The following is a 14,440-nucleotide window of genomic DNA, read 5'->3' as shown; positions in this document are numbered from 1 at the left end:
GCTCGGGGCGTTTTTTACAGCTTCTGAAGAAACTCGGCAAAGCGCTGAATTTGTTCACGTAACGATTGTTTGTTTTCGTGAAATTGTTTGAAATGATGTCCGTTTGCGCCGGACGGATGCGGGAAGCCTTCCAAAATGACCGCATGATTCATCCTCCCGTTCTTCTTCAGCATGCGGCAGGCGGATTCTGCTGCTTTACCGAGAGGGACGAGCAGAATGTCCTTTTTCATTATTTCTATTTCGTCCGGAAAATATTTCAGCGCATAACGGCTGAGAAGAGCTGACCTGCTGATTAGCGGCTGATGTCCCGTATAGTTTTTCTGTTTATAAAAAACAGGGTGTTTGATAACGGATGTCGTATGAAGCAGCTCCCGTTTTGAACCAAATAAACAGGATGAATTCTCAACTCGGAGCGCGGCCGGCAGACCGCATTCATTAAGCATTTCGATCATGTGCTGCCTCATGGAACCGGAAAGCCCGGCCGCTTTTTTTGTCTCATATGCTACCACCTCAAGAGATTCGCCGTTTTTTAAAAGCTGTGCCGCTGCTTTGTAAGCCCGCTGCATCTGAAAAAAACCGGGTGTAATTCCGGAGATGACAACTGCAGCATGAGGGTTGATATACTCATTATGAGGCGAATAATACATATCCAGATCTCCGTCCTTCGCTAAATGGAACTCCGGAGTCAGCAAATCCGATTTTGTAAATTCTCCCGAAGATGATAATGCTTTAAGCTGGCGCAAAAAATGTGCAAGCCGCTCACGATTGCAAATCATATTATGCCTCCTTGAACCCGCTCATTCTCTTAGTGTCAGCAAAAACGGCGGATGACATGCAGGCTCATAAATCGCTTTTACCGGCGTTCCAGAGCATCTTCAGGACATGAGGCGTTCCTTTTGCTTCGGCAGCCGTCGTTTGCACGGCTGTTTTTTTAGTGAGAAAGTCTTCCTGCAGTTCTTTCTGCTTTTGTGATAACCGACGGGTTTCTGTTTTGATTTCTTCAACGGATGTCTGCATGGACGCTGCCGTGACGTTAATCTTCTTTATATCAGGCGCTGTGTTTCTTTTAAAACGCACGGCTGATATGGCTAAATAAACCAAGGCGGCAGCCGCAACGGCAGCACTGATATACAAAATGATAATCATCTGCTTTTCACTCCTTTTTTTCAGTTGATACCCTTTATAGAGATTGATGAATCATTTTATTTGCTAATTGTTTTTTTTCTGCTTATAATGTGAAATCGTACATAAGGACATTCAGAAAGGGTGAAAGACGTGGAAAATATACAGAACAAAACGGCTCTTATCACGGGTGCGGGCAGAGGAATCGGCCGCGCCGCCGCTATTGCTTTAGCGAAAGAAGGAGTCAATATCGGTTTAATCGGCCGCACTGAAGCAAATGTGAAAAAGGTTGCAGAAGAAGTAGAAGCCCTTGGTGTAAAGGCATCATTCGCTGCTGCCGATGTGAAAAGCCAAAAAGAGGTCGAACAAGCCGTCGCTTCTATTAAAGAAGATCTCGGTGAGATTGACATCCTGATAAACAATGCCGGAATCAGCAAATTCGGCGGATTTTTAGATCTTACGCCAGAAGAGTGGGAAGACATCATTCAAGTTAATGTAATGGGTGTATACCATGTGACACGCGCCGTTCTTCCTGAAATGATTGAGAGAAAATCAGGAGATATCATTAATATTTCCTCTACGGCCGGCCAAAGAGGCGCCGCGGCGACAAGTGCGTACAGCGCTTCGAAATTTGCCGTTCTCGGTCTGACTGAATCTCTCATGCAGGAAGTCAGAAAACACAATATCCGTGTCAGCGCAATGACTCCGAGCACGGTTGCCAGCGATATGTCAATTGAATTAAATCTGACAGACGGCAATCCGGAAAAAGTCATGCAGCCTGAGGATCTTGCAGAATATATGGTTGCTCAATTGAAATTACATCCGCGCATTTTCATCAAAACTGCCGGTTTATGGTCAACCAATCCTTAAAAAACGGGATCTGTCTTTTTAGACAGGTCTTTTTTTTGTTTCCTAAAACTGAATGAGCAGATATAAAGGATTTGTGCGAAAAAAGGAATGAAACAGAAACCGATATCAGTTATAATTAAACTAAATAAACTATGTACCAAATGTTCAATTATATTTTTTCCCGCCGCTCTAAAAAACAAATAAATACAAATTAAACTGTCCGCACAATAAAAGGGGAAACGGAATATAAAGAGAATATTTAGTACATGGAATAATTTGTTAGATGGAAGGGTGTGCACATAATGAAAGAAGAAAAAAGAAGTTCAACCGGTTTTTTAGTGAAACAAAGGGCTTTTTTAAAGCTTTACATGATTACAATGACAGAGCAGGAACGGCTTTACGGACTGAAGCTTCTCGAGGTGCTGCGCTCCGAATTTAAACCCATCGGTTTTAAGCCGAATCATACTGAGGTATACCGTTCACTCCACGAACTCTTGGATGACGGGATCTTAAAACAGGTAAAGGTCAAAAAAGAAGGAGCCAAACTCCAGGAAGTCGTTCTCTATCAATTTAAAGACTATGAAGCTGCGAAACTTTACAAAAAACAGCTTAAGACAGAGCTTGACCGCTGCAAAAAGCTGATAGAAAAAGCCCTTTCCGATAATTTTTAAATCTGTCCGGAACACACCCCGCCGCCCGGGCTCAGGCGGTGTGTTCTGTGATTCATTATACATAATAGCAGACAGGGAACAATACATATCAATAAAACCTTCAAACTTGACATTGACTCCTGACATGATAACATAAAAAACGTGTGAAAAATGCGAACAAAATACGAACAAGGGAGATGTTACCGATCTTAGATCAAAAGAAAGTTGCTTTTATAGGAGCAGGATCAATGGCTGAAGGAATGATATCAGGCATGGTCCGCGCAAAAAAAATTCCCAATCAAAACATCTGCGTGACAAACCGCCGAAATACAGAGCGACTCGCTGAATTGGAACATCAATACGGAATTCAAGGCACAGCTTTTGACAGCATGAAAACCGAAGACATTGATGTCTTTATTTTAGCTATGAAACCGAAGGATGCTGAAATCGCTCTGGAGACGCTGAAACGGCGTATTCAACCTCATCAAATCATCCTGTCTGTCTTGGCAGGCATAACAACCTCATTTATACAACAATCATTACATGAGAATCAGCCGGTTGTAAGAGTCATGCCGAACACATCCAGCATGATCGGCGAATCGGCAACAGCTGCGGCTTTCGGAGACCATATCTCTCAAAGTTCAGCACAAACTGCGGTATCCCTTCTGGAATGTCTCGGTGAAGTATATGTGATCAAAGAAGATCAGATGGACATTTTCACCGGCATCGCAGGCAGCGGACCGGCGTACTTTTATTATTTAATGGAGTTTATCGAAAAAGCAGGTGAAGAAGCCGGCTTAGATAAACAACTGTCCCGCAAAATTGGCGCGCAAACATTATTAGGCGCAGCAAAAATGCTGATGGAGACGGGGGAAAAACCGGATGTGCTGCGAGAAAACATCACCTCTCCAAACGGCACGACTGCAGCCGGCCTTGATGCGCTCAGGTCTGAAGGCGGCGGGGAAGCCATTGCCAAAGCCATTAAACATGCGACCGAACGTTCTATTGAGATCAGCAAAACAATTGAAAAAACAGCAGCACTATAAAATAAAAACAGGAGTGATACAGTGACTTCTCGGACGGAGATCAAAAGAGTCGCGGTGAAAATCGGCAGCAGCTCACTGACGAGCCTGCACGGAGAAATCAGCAGAAGAAAACTGGAGACATTGGTGGATCAAATCGCACAGCTGAAAGACAGCGGTTATGAAGTGATTTTAGTATCTTCCGGCGCAGTGGCGGCAGGTTATCGGAAGCTCGGCTTTATTCAGAAACCGGAAAGCCTCCCCGAAAAACAGGCTTCTGCTTCCATTGGGCAGGGATTATTAATGGAAGCTTATTCAAAGCTGTTTTTAGCTCACGGTTATGTCGCGTCACAAATTTTAATTACAAGAAGCGACTTTTCTGATGAATACCGCTATCATAATGTCCGCAATACGATGAATGTCCTTTTAGAACGAGGCATTATTCCGATTATTAATGAAAATGACACCGTCACAGTCAATCGGCTGAAATTCGGTGATAATGATACACTCGCGGCAAAGGTCGCAGGCTTAATTGATGCCGACATGCTTGTGATTTTATCAGATATCGACGGTTTATATGATGATAATCCGCGCAGCAACCCGGAAGCGGCACGAATCAGACATGTAAGTGACATCACCCCGGAAATAGAAGCAAGCGCGGGAGATGCCGGGAGTGAGATAGGGACCGGCGGAATGCGTTCAAAGCTGGATGCTTTTAAAATTGTGATGGCCTCCGGTATTAAAGGCTTCCTCGGGCAGGCTAACGCCCCGGACATTCTGCTTCAAGCGGTAGAAGAGGCGGCTGAAGGAACTTATTTTGAAGCGGAAGGAACCCTCCCGTTAAACCACAAAGAACAATGGCTTGCATTTAATTCCGGCCCCGAAGGCGAGATTGTGATGGAGAAGAAAAGCAGCCGCGATATAGCGAACGGAAATGTGGCGCTGTCACCGCAGGATATCGAACAGATTAACGGCAGATTCAGCAGCGGGGCGGTTGTCAGACTGCTTGATCAGCAGGGAGAGGAGCTTGGGCTCGGCATCGTCAATTATTCCTCAGCTCAGCTGAAGACATATAAAGAAACGCCGCATAAACAGACCGGCCAATCAGTCATTGATCCGGAAGCGTTTGTCTGCCACGTTGAACTGTCCATCCCGATCGGCTGAGAAAAATCAATAAAACATGGCAAAGCCCGAGGCTTCGTTTTGAAGCTCGGGTTTGTTTTTATTGATATTGTTCAAGTTTGGAGAAAAATTGAATGACAAAATGATAGAAATCATTCGCAGACGGAGCCAGTTCTCTGCCTTTTGGCTTAATAATGCCTACGGTGCGCTTCACTTGAGGGAATTCAATCGGAATTTTGACCGTGAACCGAGGTGTGGTTTCCGCAAAGGTGCTTTCAGGTAATAAAGTAACGCCCATGCCTGCGGAGACTAATCCTTTAATGGCATCTAAATCCTCGCCCTCCGTTGATACAAGCGGCGCAAAGCCAGCCTGTCTGCAAGCGTCAATCGCCATATTGCGGAGAATAAATCCTTCAGGAAATAAAACAAATTGGTCGCCGCGCAGATCAATTAAATGGATATTTTTTTGTTTGGCAAGCGGATGATGCAGCGGAACAAGCGCGTAAATCTTTTCTGTGAATAAGATATTGCCTGTTATGTCGGGAAATTCCGTCGGAACGGGGCCGAGCAGCGCCGCATCTATGTCCCTGTTTCTCACGGCTTCAATTAAAAACTTATAAGATCCTTGGCGGAGCAAAAACTCAACGTTCGGGTGCTCCTCTTTAAATGCTGAAATCACTGTCGGCAAAAGCTGACTTGCAAGGCTCGTCGGGAATCCTATTTTGACGGTTCCACGATTAGGATCAAGATATTCATCGATTTGTTCCTTCGCGTAATCAATTGCTTTCATCGCTGTTTTAACATGTTCTAAAAATTGTTTGCCGATCGGCGTTAACTTAATATTTCTGCCTTCCCGTTCAAATAAAGTGACCTTCAACTCTTCTTCAAGATTTGCAATCTGCCTGCTGATGGCGGATTGGGCGACATGAAGATGATCAGCCGCTTCTGACACATGTTCCCGTTCTGCTACCTCCATAAAATACCGAAGCTGGCGTAATTCCATTGCGTTCACACCTATCTATCTCATTTTGAGATGTATTTGATCTAAATTATATATTGTTTATATTGTTTTGAAAACTTACAATTAATTTAAAGTTGTCAGATTTTATGACCGATAATTAACGGAAACTGATCGGGGGAGAGGAATTATGACTTACAATCAAATGCCGAAAGCACAAGGTCTCTACCGTCCGGAATTTGAGCATGATGCATGCGGAATCGGCTTGTATGCCCATTTAAAAGGGAAACCTTCACATGACATTGTGAAAAAAGGACTGCAGATGCTTTGCCAGCTGGATCACAGAGGAGGACAGGGCAGTGACCCGAATACGGGAGACGGCGCCGGCCTGATGGTTCAGATCCCTGATGCTTTTTTTAAGAAGGAGTGCGGAGAAATGAAGCTGCCTGAAAAAGGCCGTTACGGGGTAGGAATGGTCTTTTTCTCGCAAAATGAAGAGGAAAGAAAAAAGATCGAGAAACAGGTGAATGCATTCATTGAGCAGGAAGGGCAGACCGTTCTCGGCTGGAGAACCGTCCCCGTTAATGTCGGAAAAATCGGAACAGTGGCACAAAGTACTTGCCCGTACGTGCGCCAAGTATTTATCGGTGCCGCAAACGATTTGAAAGACAGCCTTGCTTTTGAACGCAAACTGTATGTCATCCGGAAGCAGGCGGAAAATTGGGGCGTCCAAGAACAGCTTGATTTTTACTTCGCAAGCCTGTCAAGCCAGACTATCGTTTATAAAGGTTTGTTAACGCCTGAGCAGGTTGACGCGTTTTATTTGGATTTGCAGGATGAAACCTTCGTATCTGCATTTTCACTCGTACATTCACGGTTCAGCACAAATACCTTTCCTACTTGGGAACGTGCCCATCCGAACCGCTATCTGATCCATAACGGAGAAATCAATACGCTCCGGGGCAATATCAATTGGATGCGGGCGAGAGAGCAGCAGTTTGTTTCAGAAAGCTTCGGAGACGATCTTCATAAAGTGCTGCCGATTTTAAATGCTGAGGGCAGTGACTCATCCATTCTTGATAATGCGTTTGAATTTTTCGTGATGGCGGGACGGAAGCCGGCACATACGGCAATGATGCTGATCCCGGAACCATGGACCGAAAACACTCACATGTCTAAAGCGAAACGGGCTTTTTACGAATATCACAGCTCTTTAATGGAGCCGTGGGACGGACCGACCGCCATTTCGTTTACGGACGGTAAACAAATCGGCGCCATCCTTGACCGTAACGGCCTGCGTCCGGCACGTTACTATGTGACAAAAGATGACCATATTATTTTCTCATCTGAGGTGGGCGTTATTGAAGTGGAGCAGGAAAACATTCTTCATAAAAAACGCCTGGAACCCGGAAAAATGCTGCTCATTGACTTAGAGGAAGGCCGGATTATTTCAGATGAAGAAGTAAAAACGGAAATCGCCAATGAATTCCCGTATCAAAAATGGCTTGAAGAGGAATTGGTTCAAGTGAATCCTGATCCGGAAATCCGGGAAGAGGAACAATTCGATGATCTTCTCGTCCGGCAAAAAGCATTTGGCTATACGTATGAAGATATTCAGAAATATTTAATTCCTGTTATTAAAGAAGGCAAAGACCCGCTCGGCTCCATGGGAAATGACTCGCCGCTCGCCGTTTTATCCGACCGTGCCCAATCACTGTTTCATTATTTTAAACAGCTGTTTGCGCAAGTCACAAACCCGCCGATTGACGCGATCCGCGAGCAGCTGGTGACCTCCACGGTGACATGGCTCGGAGCTGAAGGCGATCTGCTACATCCGAGTGAAAGAAATGCCCGCCGCATTAAACTGTACACTCCTGTATTATCTAACGAACAGTTTTATGCGCTGAAAACACTTGTGCATCCTGACATTAAGAGCCAGAACATCCGCACGCTGTTTTCCGATGACCTGGAAAAAGGCCTGAAGGATTTGTTTCAGCAGGCGGAAAAAGCGATCAAGGAAGGCGTATCTCTGTTAATTTTATCTGACAGGGCAATGAGTAAAGAATTGACACCGATTCCGCCGCTTTTGGCCGTCAGTGCGCTGCATCAGCATTTAATCCGTCAAGGTCTGCGTACTAAAGCAAGCATTATCGTTGAATCAGGCGAAGCGCGTGAAGTTCATCACTTTGCGGCTCTCATCGGATATGGGGCCGATGCTGTCAATCCATATTTGACTTATGCTACGTATAAGCAGGAAATCGATGAAGGACGGCTTGATATTCCGTATGAAGAAGCTGTCAGCAAATACGGAAAGAGCGTGACAGAAGGCGTCGTGAAAGTGATGTCAAAAATGGGGATTTCAACTGTGCAAAGTTACAGAGGCGCCCAAATTTTTGAAGCGGTCGGCATCGGTGAAGACGTCATTTCCAAATACTTTACGGGAACTGCATCCCAGCTTGGCGGAATCGATATCGAAACGATCGCGCAAGAAGCAAAACAGCGTCATCAAGCGGCTTACAAGGATGATTACAGCCAAACTCTTGAACCGGGTAGTGAATTCCAATGGCGAAACGGGGGAGAGCACCACGCTTTCAATCCGAAAACCATCCATACCCTGCAATGGGCGTGCCGCAAGAATGATTACAGCCTGTTTAAGCAATATTCTCATGCAGCGGATGAAGAACGAATCGGATTTTTACGTAATCTGTTCGCCTTCAAAGAAGACCGCAAACCTTTAAAATTAGAAGAAGTCGAATCAGCTGCGTCGATCGTGAAACGTTTTAAAACAGGGGCGATGTCTTTCGGTTCATTAAGCAAGGAAGCGCATGAAGCTTTGGCAATAGCGATGAACCGGCTCGGCGGAAAAAGCAACAGCGGAGAAGGCGGAGAAGACCCGAAACGTTTTATTCCGGATGAAAATGGCGACGACAGAAGAAGTGCAATTAAACAGATCGCATCCGGCCGTTTCGGCGTAAAAAGCCATTATCTCGTCAATGCGGATGAATTGCAGATCAAAATGGCGCAAGGGGCGAAGCCGGGAGAAGGCGGCCAGCTTCCGGGCAACAAAGTATATCCTTGGGTCGCGGATGTCCGCGGTTCTACACCAGGTGTCGGGCTGATTTCACCGCCTCCTCATCATGACATTTATTCAATTGAAGATCTGGCTCAGCTGATCCATGATTTGAAAAATGCAAATCGAAACGCGCGAATCAGCGTCAAGCTCGTGTCAAAAGCCGGCGTCGGCACGATTGCGGCCGGTGTGGCAAAAGGTACGGCCGATGTCATCGTCATCAGCGGGTACGACGGCGGAACGGGTGCTTCACCGAAAACGAGTATTAAACATACAGGTCTTCCGTGGGAGCTTGGTCTTGCAGAAGCACACCAAACGCTGATGCTGAACGGTTTACGGGATCGCGTGGTATTGGAAACGGACGGTAAGCTGATGACAGGGCGCGACGTCGTGATGGCCGCCTTGCTAGGCGCGGAAGAATTCGGCTTTGCCACAGCGCCGCTCGTCGTTCTAGGCTGCGTCATGATGCGCGCCTGCCACTTAGATACATGTCCTGTAGGTGTCGCGACGCAAAATCCGGAGCTTCGCAAAAAGTTTATGGGCGATCCTGATCATATCGTAAACTACATGCTGTTTGTCGCGGAAGAAGTGCGTGAATATATGGCGCAGTTAGGTTTTAAAACGCTGGATGAAATGATCGGCCGCACAGACGTTCTTCATGTCAGCGAACGTGCAAAAGCGCATTGGAAAGCGGGACAGCTTGATTTGTCTACGTTGCTGTATCAGCCTGAAGGCGTGCGCACTTTCCGGACTGCGCAAAATCATAAAATCGGTCAGTCACTTGATATGACGGAAATTCTTCCGGCGGTGCAGGCTGCAATTGAAGCCGGTCAGGAAGCGGAAGCGGAAATCAAGATCAATAATACAAATCGCGTAGCCGGAACCGTGACGGGAAGTGAAATTTCCAAACGCTACGGAGCGGAAGGACTGCCGGATGATACGATCAGGCTCCATTTCACCGGATCAGCCGGACAGAGTTTCGGCGCATTTGTCCCTAAAGGGATGACGCTTCATTTGACCGGGGATTCAAATGACTACGTAGGAAAAGGGCTGTCAGGCGGAAAAATCATCGTGAAAGCACCTGATGCCTTCAATTGCGAAACGCATGAGAACGTTATTATCGGGAACGTCGCCTTTTACGGAGCAACAAGCGGGGAAGCATACATTAACGGGCGAGCCGGTGAACGTTTTGCGGTCCGCAACAGCGGAGTCAATGTCGTTGTAGAAGGTATCGGAGATCACGGCTGTGAATACATGACAGGCGGCCGGGTTGTCGTCCTCGGTGAAGTCGGCAAAAACTTCGGAGCGGGGATGTCAGGCGGTATCGCATACGTCCTGAGCGATGATGCCAAAGCATTTAAACGCAAATGCAACATGGAAATGATTTCATTTGAAAAACTGACGGATGAAACGGAGATCAAAGAAGTGAAAGAAATGGTCAAACGGCATGCGGCGCTGACAAACAGCAAAAAAGCCGCAGACCTCCTAGATCATTGGGAAGACGCCGCAGAGACCTTTATCAAAGTCATTCCGAAAAACTATAAACAAATGCTCCTCAGCATCGAAGAACAAAAAGCGGCGGGTTTATCAGAAGAAGACGCCATTATGTATGCTTTTGAAGCCAACACAAAGGCTCACAAAACGCCGGCCAAAGATCAAAAACAAGCGGTAGTGCAGTAAGAAAGGGGAGAGGAACATGGGGAAACCAACTGGATTCATGGAAGAAAAACGAGAAAAACCGGCTGAGCGGGACCCTCTCACTCGCTTAAAAGATTGGAAAGAGTATTCGGCTCCATTTTCAGATGAAGCGTCAAAGCGGCAGGGGGCGCGGTGTATGGATTGCGGCACACCGTTTTGCCAAATCGGCGCTGATATTAACGGTTTTACATCCGGATGTCCGATTTATAATTTAATACCGGAATGGAATGACCTCGTCTATCGGGGGCGCTGGAAAGAAGCACTGAAGCGCCTTTTGAAAACGAATAACTTTCCTGAATTCACAGGGCGGGTCTGTCCCGCTCCTTGTGAAGGATCTTGTACACTGGCCATTTCAGATCCGGCTGTTTCAATTAAAAACATCGAGCGGACGATCATTGACAAAGGTTTTGAGAACGGATGGATTCAGCCGAGAATTCCAGCGAAACGCACAGGTAAGAAAGTCGCTGTCGTCGGTTCAGGCCCGGCAGGTCTGGCAAGCGCTGATCAGCTGAACCAAGCCGGTCATTCCGTAACGGTCTATGAACGTGCTGACAGAGCCGGCGGCCTGCTGATGTACGGCATTCCGAGCATGAAGCTTGAGAAAAATGTCGTCGAACGCCGTATTAAGCTTTTGACGCAGGAAGGTATAGATTTTGTGACAAATACCGAAATCGGCGTTGACATAACGGCTGATGAGCTCAAAGAACAATTTGATGCCGTCATTTTGTGCACAGGCGCCCAAAAGCAGCGCAATCTGCTGATTGAAGGCCGGGAAGCAAAAGGCGTCCATTACGCAATGGATTATTTAACACTGGCGACGAAAAGCTATTTAGATTCCAACTTCAAAGATAAACAATTCATAGACGCTAAAGGGAAAGACGTCATCGTGATCGGCGGGGGAGACACAGGAGCTGACTGCGTAGCAACCGCGCTGCGCCAAAAAGCGCGCAGCGTGCATCAGTTCGGGAAACACCCTAAACTTCCTCAGACGCGCACGAATGACAATATGTGGCCTGAACAGCCGCACGTCTTCACCCTTGAATACGCCTATGAAGAAGCACAGGCAAAGTTCGGCAAAGATCCGAGAGAATATTCAATTCAGACGACAAAAATGGTGGCCGATAAACAAGGCCGCTTAAAAGAGATCCACACCATCCAAATGGAAAAAGTCAGAAATGAATTCGGTAAGTATGAATTTCATGAACTGCCCGGAACGGAGAAAGTATGGCCTGCTCAGCTGGTGTTTATCGCCATCGGTTTTGAAGGAACTGAACAGCCATTATTGAAGCAGTTTGGTGTCGATTCGGCAAATCATAAAATTCAGGCGGCATATGGGGATTATAAAACGAATGTTGACGGTGTTTTCGCCGCAGGGGATGCGAGAAGAGGCCAAAGCCTGATTGTATGGGCGATTAATGAAGGCCGGGAAGCAGCGCGCGAAGTCGACAGTTATTTAATGGGGAGCACTGTTTTACCGTAAATAAAGGGGATTAATTATAGAACCGGCTGGGATCAGCCGGTTTTTTCATATGTCATGGAACTGAACTGTCAGCATGATCTGCTTTCTGAAACAGAGCGCCGTATGATTTGTTCTTCCGTTCAGCAGTTTCAAATCGGTGAACGTTTAGAAGGCCTGTTTTGATAGCTGCCGCAAAACGTTACTTCAAGGATTGTGCTGACAAAAGATATCTGGAAGCGCTGTGCAAGCTCGGGCGGCGCCGTTTAAAGACACTTTTGCTGTGCATTTTATTGACGGGCATCATCGAAAAGTTTTAAAAACCGGGAAAACACTTTTTTATATTTTTGATAGAAATATATCAAGAGTATGTCAGAGCGGAGGGGTCCGCTCCTCTTTTTAGACATCTATATGAAAGCCGATATTGCCGAACTGCCGTCCTTCCTGCATTCTCTTAATGGCATCGGCTGCTTCTCTTAGAGGGTACATATGGTCAATAATGGGGCGGATGCCGCAGCGTTTTATCAATTCCAGCATTTGCGCGAATTCCTCATTGCTTCCCATTGATGTACCGAGAATATGAATCTGCGGAAAAAACAGCGAGCGAATAGGAAATCCGAGCTGATCACCTGAACTGGCACCGAATGTTACGATCCGGCCATTCGGTTTCATAATGTCAAGGTAGTGTTGATATAAAGCGGGACCGACACCATCAAGTATGATATCTGCTTTTTGGCCATTGAGCGCTTCTTTCCAGTCGCCGTAACTGTCAATTGCCCGGTCTGCACCGTATGACAGTGCGGTTTGCTTTTTGTTTTCGCTGCGGGAGGTGACGCTGACTGTCGCTCCGATTGCTTTTGCCATTCGTAAGGCGTATGTTGCCACGCCGCTCCCGATGCCCGGAAGGATAAGGTGTTCGCCCTTTTTCAATTGTCCTTTTGTAAATAAGGCGCGATAAGCGGTTAATGCTGATAACGGCAGCAAGCCCGCTTCCTCCCATGTCAGATGATCGGGTTTTACAATGGCATTTTCTGCAGGAACGATGACATAAGGTGAAAAAGTTCCGTCGCTTGGACCGCCTAAAATATCAGGGACGGCTGGTACATCCTCAACAGTCTTCCAATTCAGCACCGGGTTGATGATGACTTCCGCATGCAGTAAATGAGAACGGACGCCGTGTCCTATTTCAGTTACGATTCCCGCGCCGTCTGAACCGAGAATAAATTCACGGTTTCCGGTTTCGTGGTTTTTCATCAAAAATAAATCGCGATGGTTTAATCCGGCTGTTTTCAGCTTTATTTTGACTTCTCCGTTCCCCGGATGTTTGTCAGGTATCTGCCTGAAATGAAAGCTATTTTCGTGTATGATAATGGCATCCATTATTTTTCTCTCCTTTATGGTTGATGAGAAAAATTTTACAGGCTGTAACAGCTGCAGTAAATGAAGGAAAATTGATAGCCGGCTATCAATAAAAATCATAGCAAGAAGGTGTCCTTACATGGAAAGCGGAGACTTAAAGATTTTTCAGGCTGTCGCCCGAAAAGGCAGTATTTCAAAGGCGGCGGAAAGTCTGCATTATGTTCAATCAAATGTGACAAACCGGATTCAGCAGCTGGAACGGCAATTGCAAACACAGCTGTTTTACCGGACGAATCGGGGAATGACGCTGACGCCAGCAGGTGAAAGCTTATTGAAAGATGCAGACAGAATTCTGCAGCTGCTATATGAGGCGCAAAAAAATGCGCAAGAGGCAGGGCATCCGAACGGCCCGCTCCGCATCGGTTCTTTAGAAACGGCGGCAGCCGTCCATCTCCCTCATTTTTTCACGGAGTATTGCAGACGATATCCGAAAGTACAGCTGTCACTGTCAACCGGTGATACACATACCTTAGTGCAGCGCGTCCTGCAGTATGAGCTGGACGGGGCTTTTGTTTATGGGCCGGTCGAACACGAAGACCTTAAACAATCCGCCGTATTCCAAGAAGAATTGATCGTGGTCTCAAATGTGCGGGAAGGCAGCTTGCAAAACCTGCTGCGAGAGCCGATTCTGTTTTTTGCCGCCGGCTGTTCGCACCGCCGTAAAATAAAAAACATATTGAAAGAAGAGGCAGTGCCTGCACAGAAAATCATTGAATTCGGAACGCTGGAAGCCATTATTGGAGCGGTGCAGGCAGGGTTGGGTGTTTCCTTTTTGCCTGCGTCAGCCGCCCGTTATTTTAAAAACCGGGAAAATCTTTTTCATCATCAGCTCCCTGAACGTTTTCGGGATATGAATATATCATTCATCTACCGGCGTGATTTATTTTTGACATCGGCGTTTGAAGAACTGCTGAATGGATTAAAAGCGTTACCGAATGGAAGGTGACGTAACAGGACAGCTGAATATGCCGAATTTTTTACCGATTTTTTAAAAAAACTTTCTTTTCACGGAAATTTATGTATAATAAAAGAAATTTTTTTCGGATAATGAATCTGCAATGATAAGGACATGAG

At 46.3% G+C, this 14,440-nt stretch carries 11 protein-coding genes; 7 read left to right on the top strand and 4 right to left on the bottom strand.

Annotation, left to right across the window (positions count from 1 at the left end; all coding sequences use genetic code 11):
• Positions 1-14: 14 nt before the first annotated feature.
• The gene (locus Y79_RS0104240; RefSeq protein ID WP_016936571.1) at positions 15-776 is read right to left on the bottom strand and encodes a hypothetical protein; all 762 of its coding nucleotides are present in this window, start codon (positions 774-776) and stop codon (positions 15-17) included.
• 64 nt (positions 777-840) lie between these two features.
• Positions 841-1,146: a DUF948 domain-containing protein gene (locus Y79_RS0104235; RefSeq protein WP_016936570.1), complete on the bottom strand. Its 306-nt coding sequence runs from the start codon at positions 1,144-1,146 to the stop codon at positions 841-843.
• A 129-nt stretch (positions 1,147-1,275) separates the two neighbouring features.
• Here Y79_RS0104235 and Y79_RS0104230 point away from each other — a divergent pair, with 129 nt between their 5' ends.
• From Y79_RS0104230 to proB, 4 genes are all read left to right on the top strand, one after another.
• Positions 1,276-1,992, top strand: a complete 717-nt coding sequence (locus tag Y79_RS0104230; RefSeq protein WP_016936569.1) for a 3-ketoacyl-ACP reductase — start codon at positions 1,276-1,278, stop codon at positions 1,990-1,992.
• Positions 1,993-2,273: 281 nt separating this feature from the next.
• Complete coding sequence (gene rtp, locus Y79_RS0104225) at positions 2,274-2,642, top strand: replication termination protein (protein WP_016936568.1); 369 nt, start codon at positions 2,274-2,276, stop codon at positions 2,640-2,642.
• Between the two features lie 176 nt (positions 2,643-2,818).
• On the top strand, positions 2,819-3,667 hold the full coding sequence (gene proC / locus Y79_RS0104220) for a pyrroline-5-carboxylate reductase (RefSeq protein ID WP_016936567.1): 849 nt from the start codon (positions 2,819-2,821) through the stop codon (positions 3,665-3,667).
• Between the two features lie 21 nt (positions 3,668-3,688).
• Positions 3,689-4,807 carry a glutamate 5-kinase gene (gene proB, locus Y79_RS0104215; protein WP_016936566.1) on the top strand — a complete coding sequence of 373 codons (1,119 nt, stop codon included), beginning with the start codon at positions 3,689-3,691 and terminating at the stop codon, positions 4,805-4,807.
• 58 nt (positions 4,808-4,865) lie between these two features.
• Here proB and gltC read toward each other — a convergent pair whose 3' ends face one another.
• Positions 4,866-5,768: a glutamate biosynthesis transcriptional regulator GltC gene (gene gltC / locus Y79_RS0104210; protein WP_016936565.1), complete on the bottom strand. Its 903-nt coding sequence runs from the start codon at positions 5,766-5,768 to the stop codon at positions 4,866-4,868.
• A gap of 145 nt (positions 5,769-5,913) precedes the next feature.
• On the opposite strand from gltC, the gene gltB reads away from it, so the two are divergent.
• A complete protein-coding gene (gltB, locus tag Y79_RS0104205; RefSeq protein ID WP_016936564.1) occupies positions 5,914-10,473 on the top strand; it encodes a glutamate synthase large subunit in 4,560 nt (1,519 codons plus the stop codon).
• 16 nt (positions 10,474-10,489) lie between these two features.
• Positions 10,490-11,971, top strand: coding sequence for a glutamate synthase small subunit (gltD, locus tag Y79_RS0104200; protein ID WP_016936563.1), 1,482 nt, complete (start codon positions 10,490-10,492; stop codon positions 11,969-11,971).
• A 375-nt stretch (positions 11,972-12,346) separates the two neighbouring features.
• Here the strand turns inward: gltD and Y79_RS0104185 are convergent, their stop codons facing one another.
• Positions 12,347-13,327 carry a zinc-binding dehydrogenase gene (locus Y79_RS0104185; protein ID WP_016936560.1) on the bottom strand — a complete coding sequence of 327 codons (981 nt, stop codon included), beginning with the start codon at positions 13,325-13,327 and terminating at the stop codon, positions 12,347-12,349.
• A 118-nt stretch (positions 13,328-13,445) separates the two neighbouring features.
• Between Y79_RS0104185 and Y79_RS0104180 the strand changes: the two genes are divergently transcribed.
• Entirely contained in the window at positions 13,446-14,312 is an 867-nt protein-coding gene (locus tag Y79_RS0104180; protein WP_016936559.1) for a LysR family transcriptional regulator, read from the top strand.
• Positions 14,313-14,440 lie beyond the last annotated feature (128 nt).

This window comes from Bacillus siamensis KCTC 13613 (assembly GCF_000262045.1).
GTDB lineage: Bacteria > Bacillota > Bacilli > Bacillales > Bacillaceae > Bacillus > Bacillus siamensis.
This window is presented reverse-complemented; position numbering and strand designations above follow the sequence as displayed.

Coding starts and splice junctions, on each gene's coding strand:
- Y79_RS0104240 (WP_016936571.1), bottom strand. CDS start 776: ATGATTTGCAATCGTGAGCGGCTTGCACATTTTTTGCGCCAGCTTAAA.
- Y79_RS0104235 (WP_016936570.1), bottom strand. CDS start 1,146: ATGATTATCATTTTGTATATCAGTGCTGCCGTTGCGGCTGCCGCCTTG.
- rtp (WP_016936568.1), top strand. CDS start 2,274: ATGAAAGAAGAAAAAAGAAGTTCAACCGGTTTTTTAGTGAAACAAAGG.
- proC (WP_016936567.1), top strand. CDS start 2,819: ATGTTACCGATCTTAGATCAAAAGAAAGTTGCTTTTATAGGAGCAGGA.
- gltC (WP_016936565.1), bottom strand. CDS start 5,768: ATGGAATTACGCCAGCTTCGGTATTTTATGGAGGTAGCAGAACGGGAA.
- gltB (WP_016936564.1), top strand. CDS start 5,914: ATGACTTACAATCAAATGCCGAAAGCACAAGGTCTCTACCGTCCGGAA.
- gltD (WP_016936563.1), top strand. CDS start 10,490: ATGGGGAAACCAACTGGATTCATGGAAGAAAAACGAGAAAAACCGGCT.
- Y79_RS0104185 (WP_016936560.1), bottom strand. CDS start 13,327: ATGGATGCCATTATCATACACGAAAATAGCTTTCATTTCAGGCAGATA.
- Y79_RS0104180 (WP_016936559.1), top strand. CDS start 13,446: ATGGAAAGCGGAGACTTAAAGATTTTTCAGGCTGTCGCCCGAAAAGGC.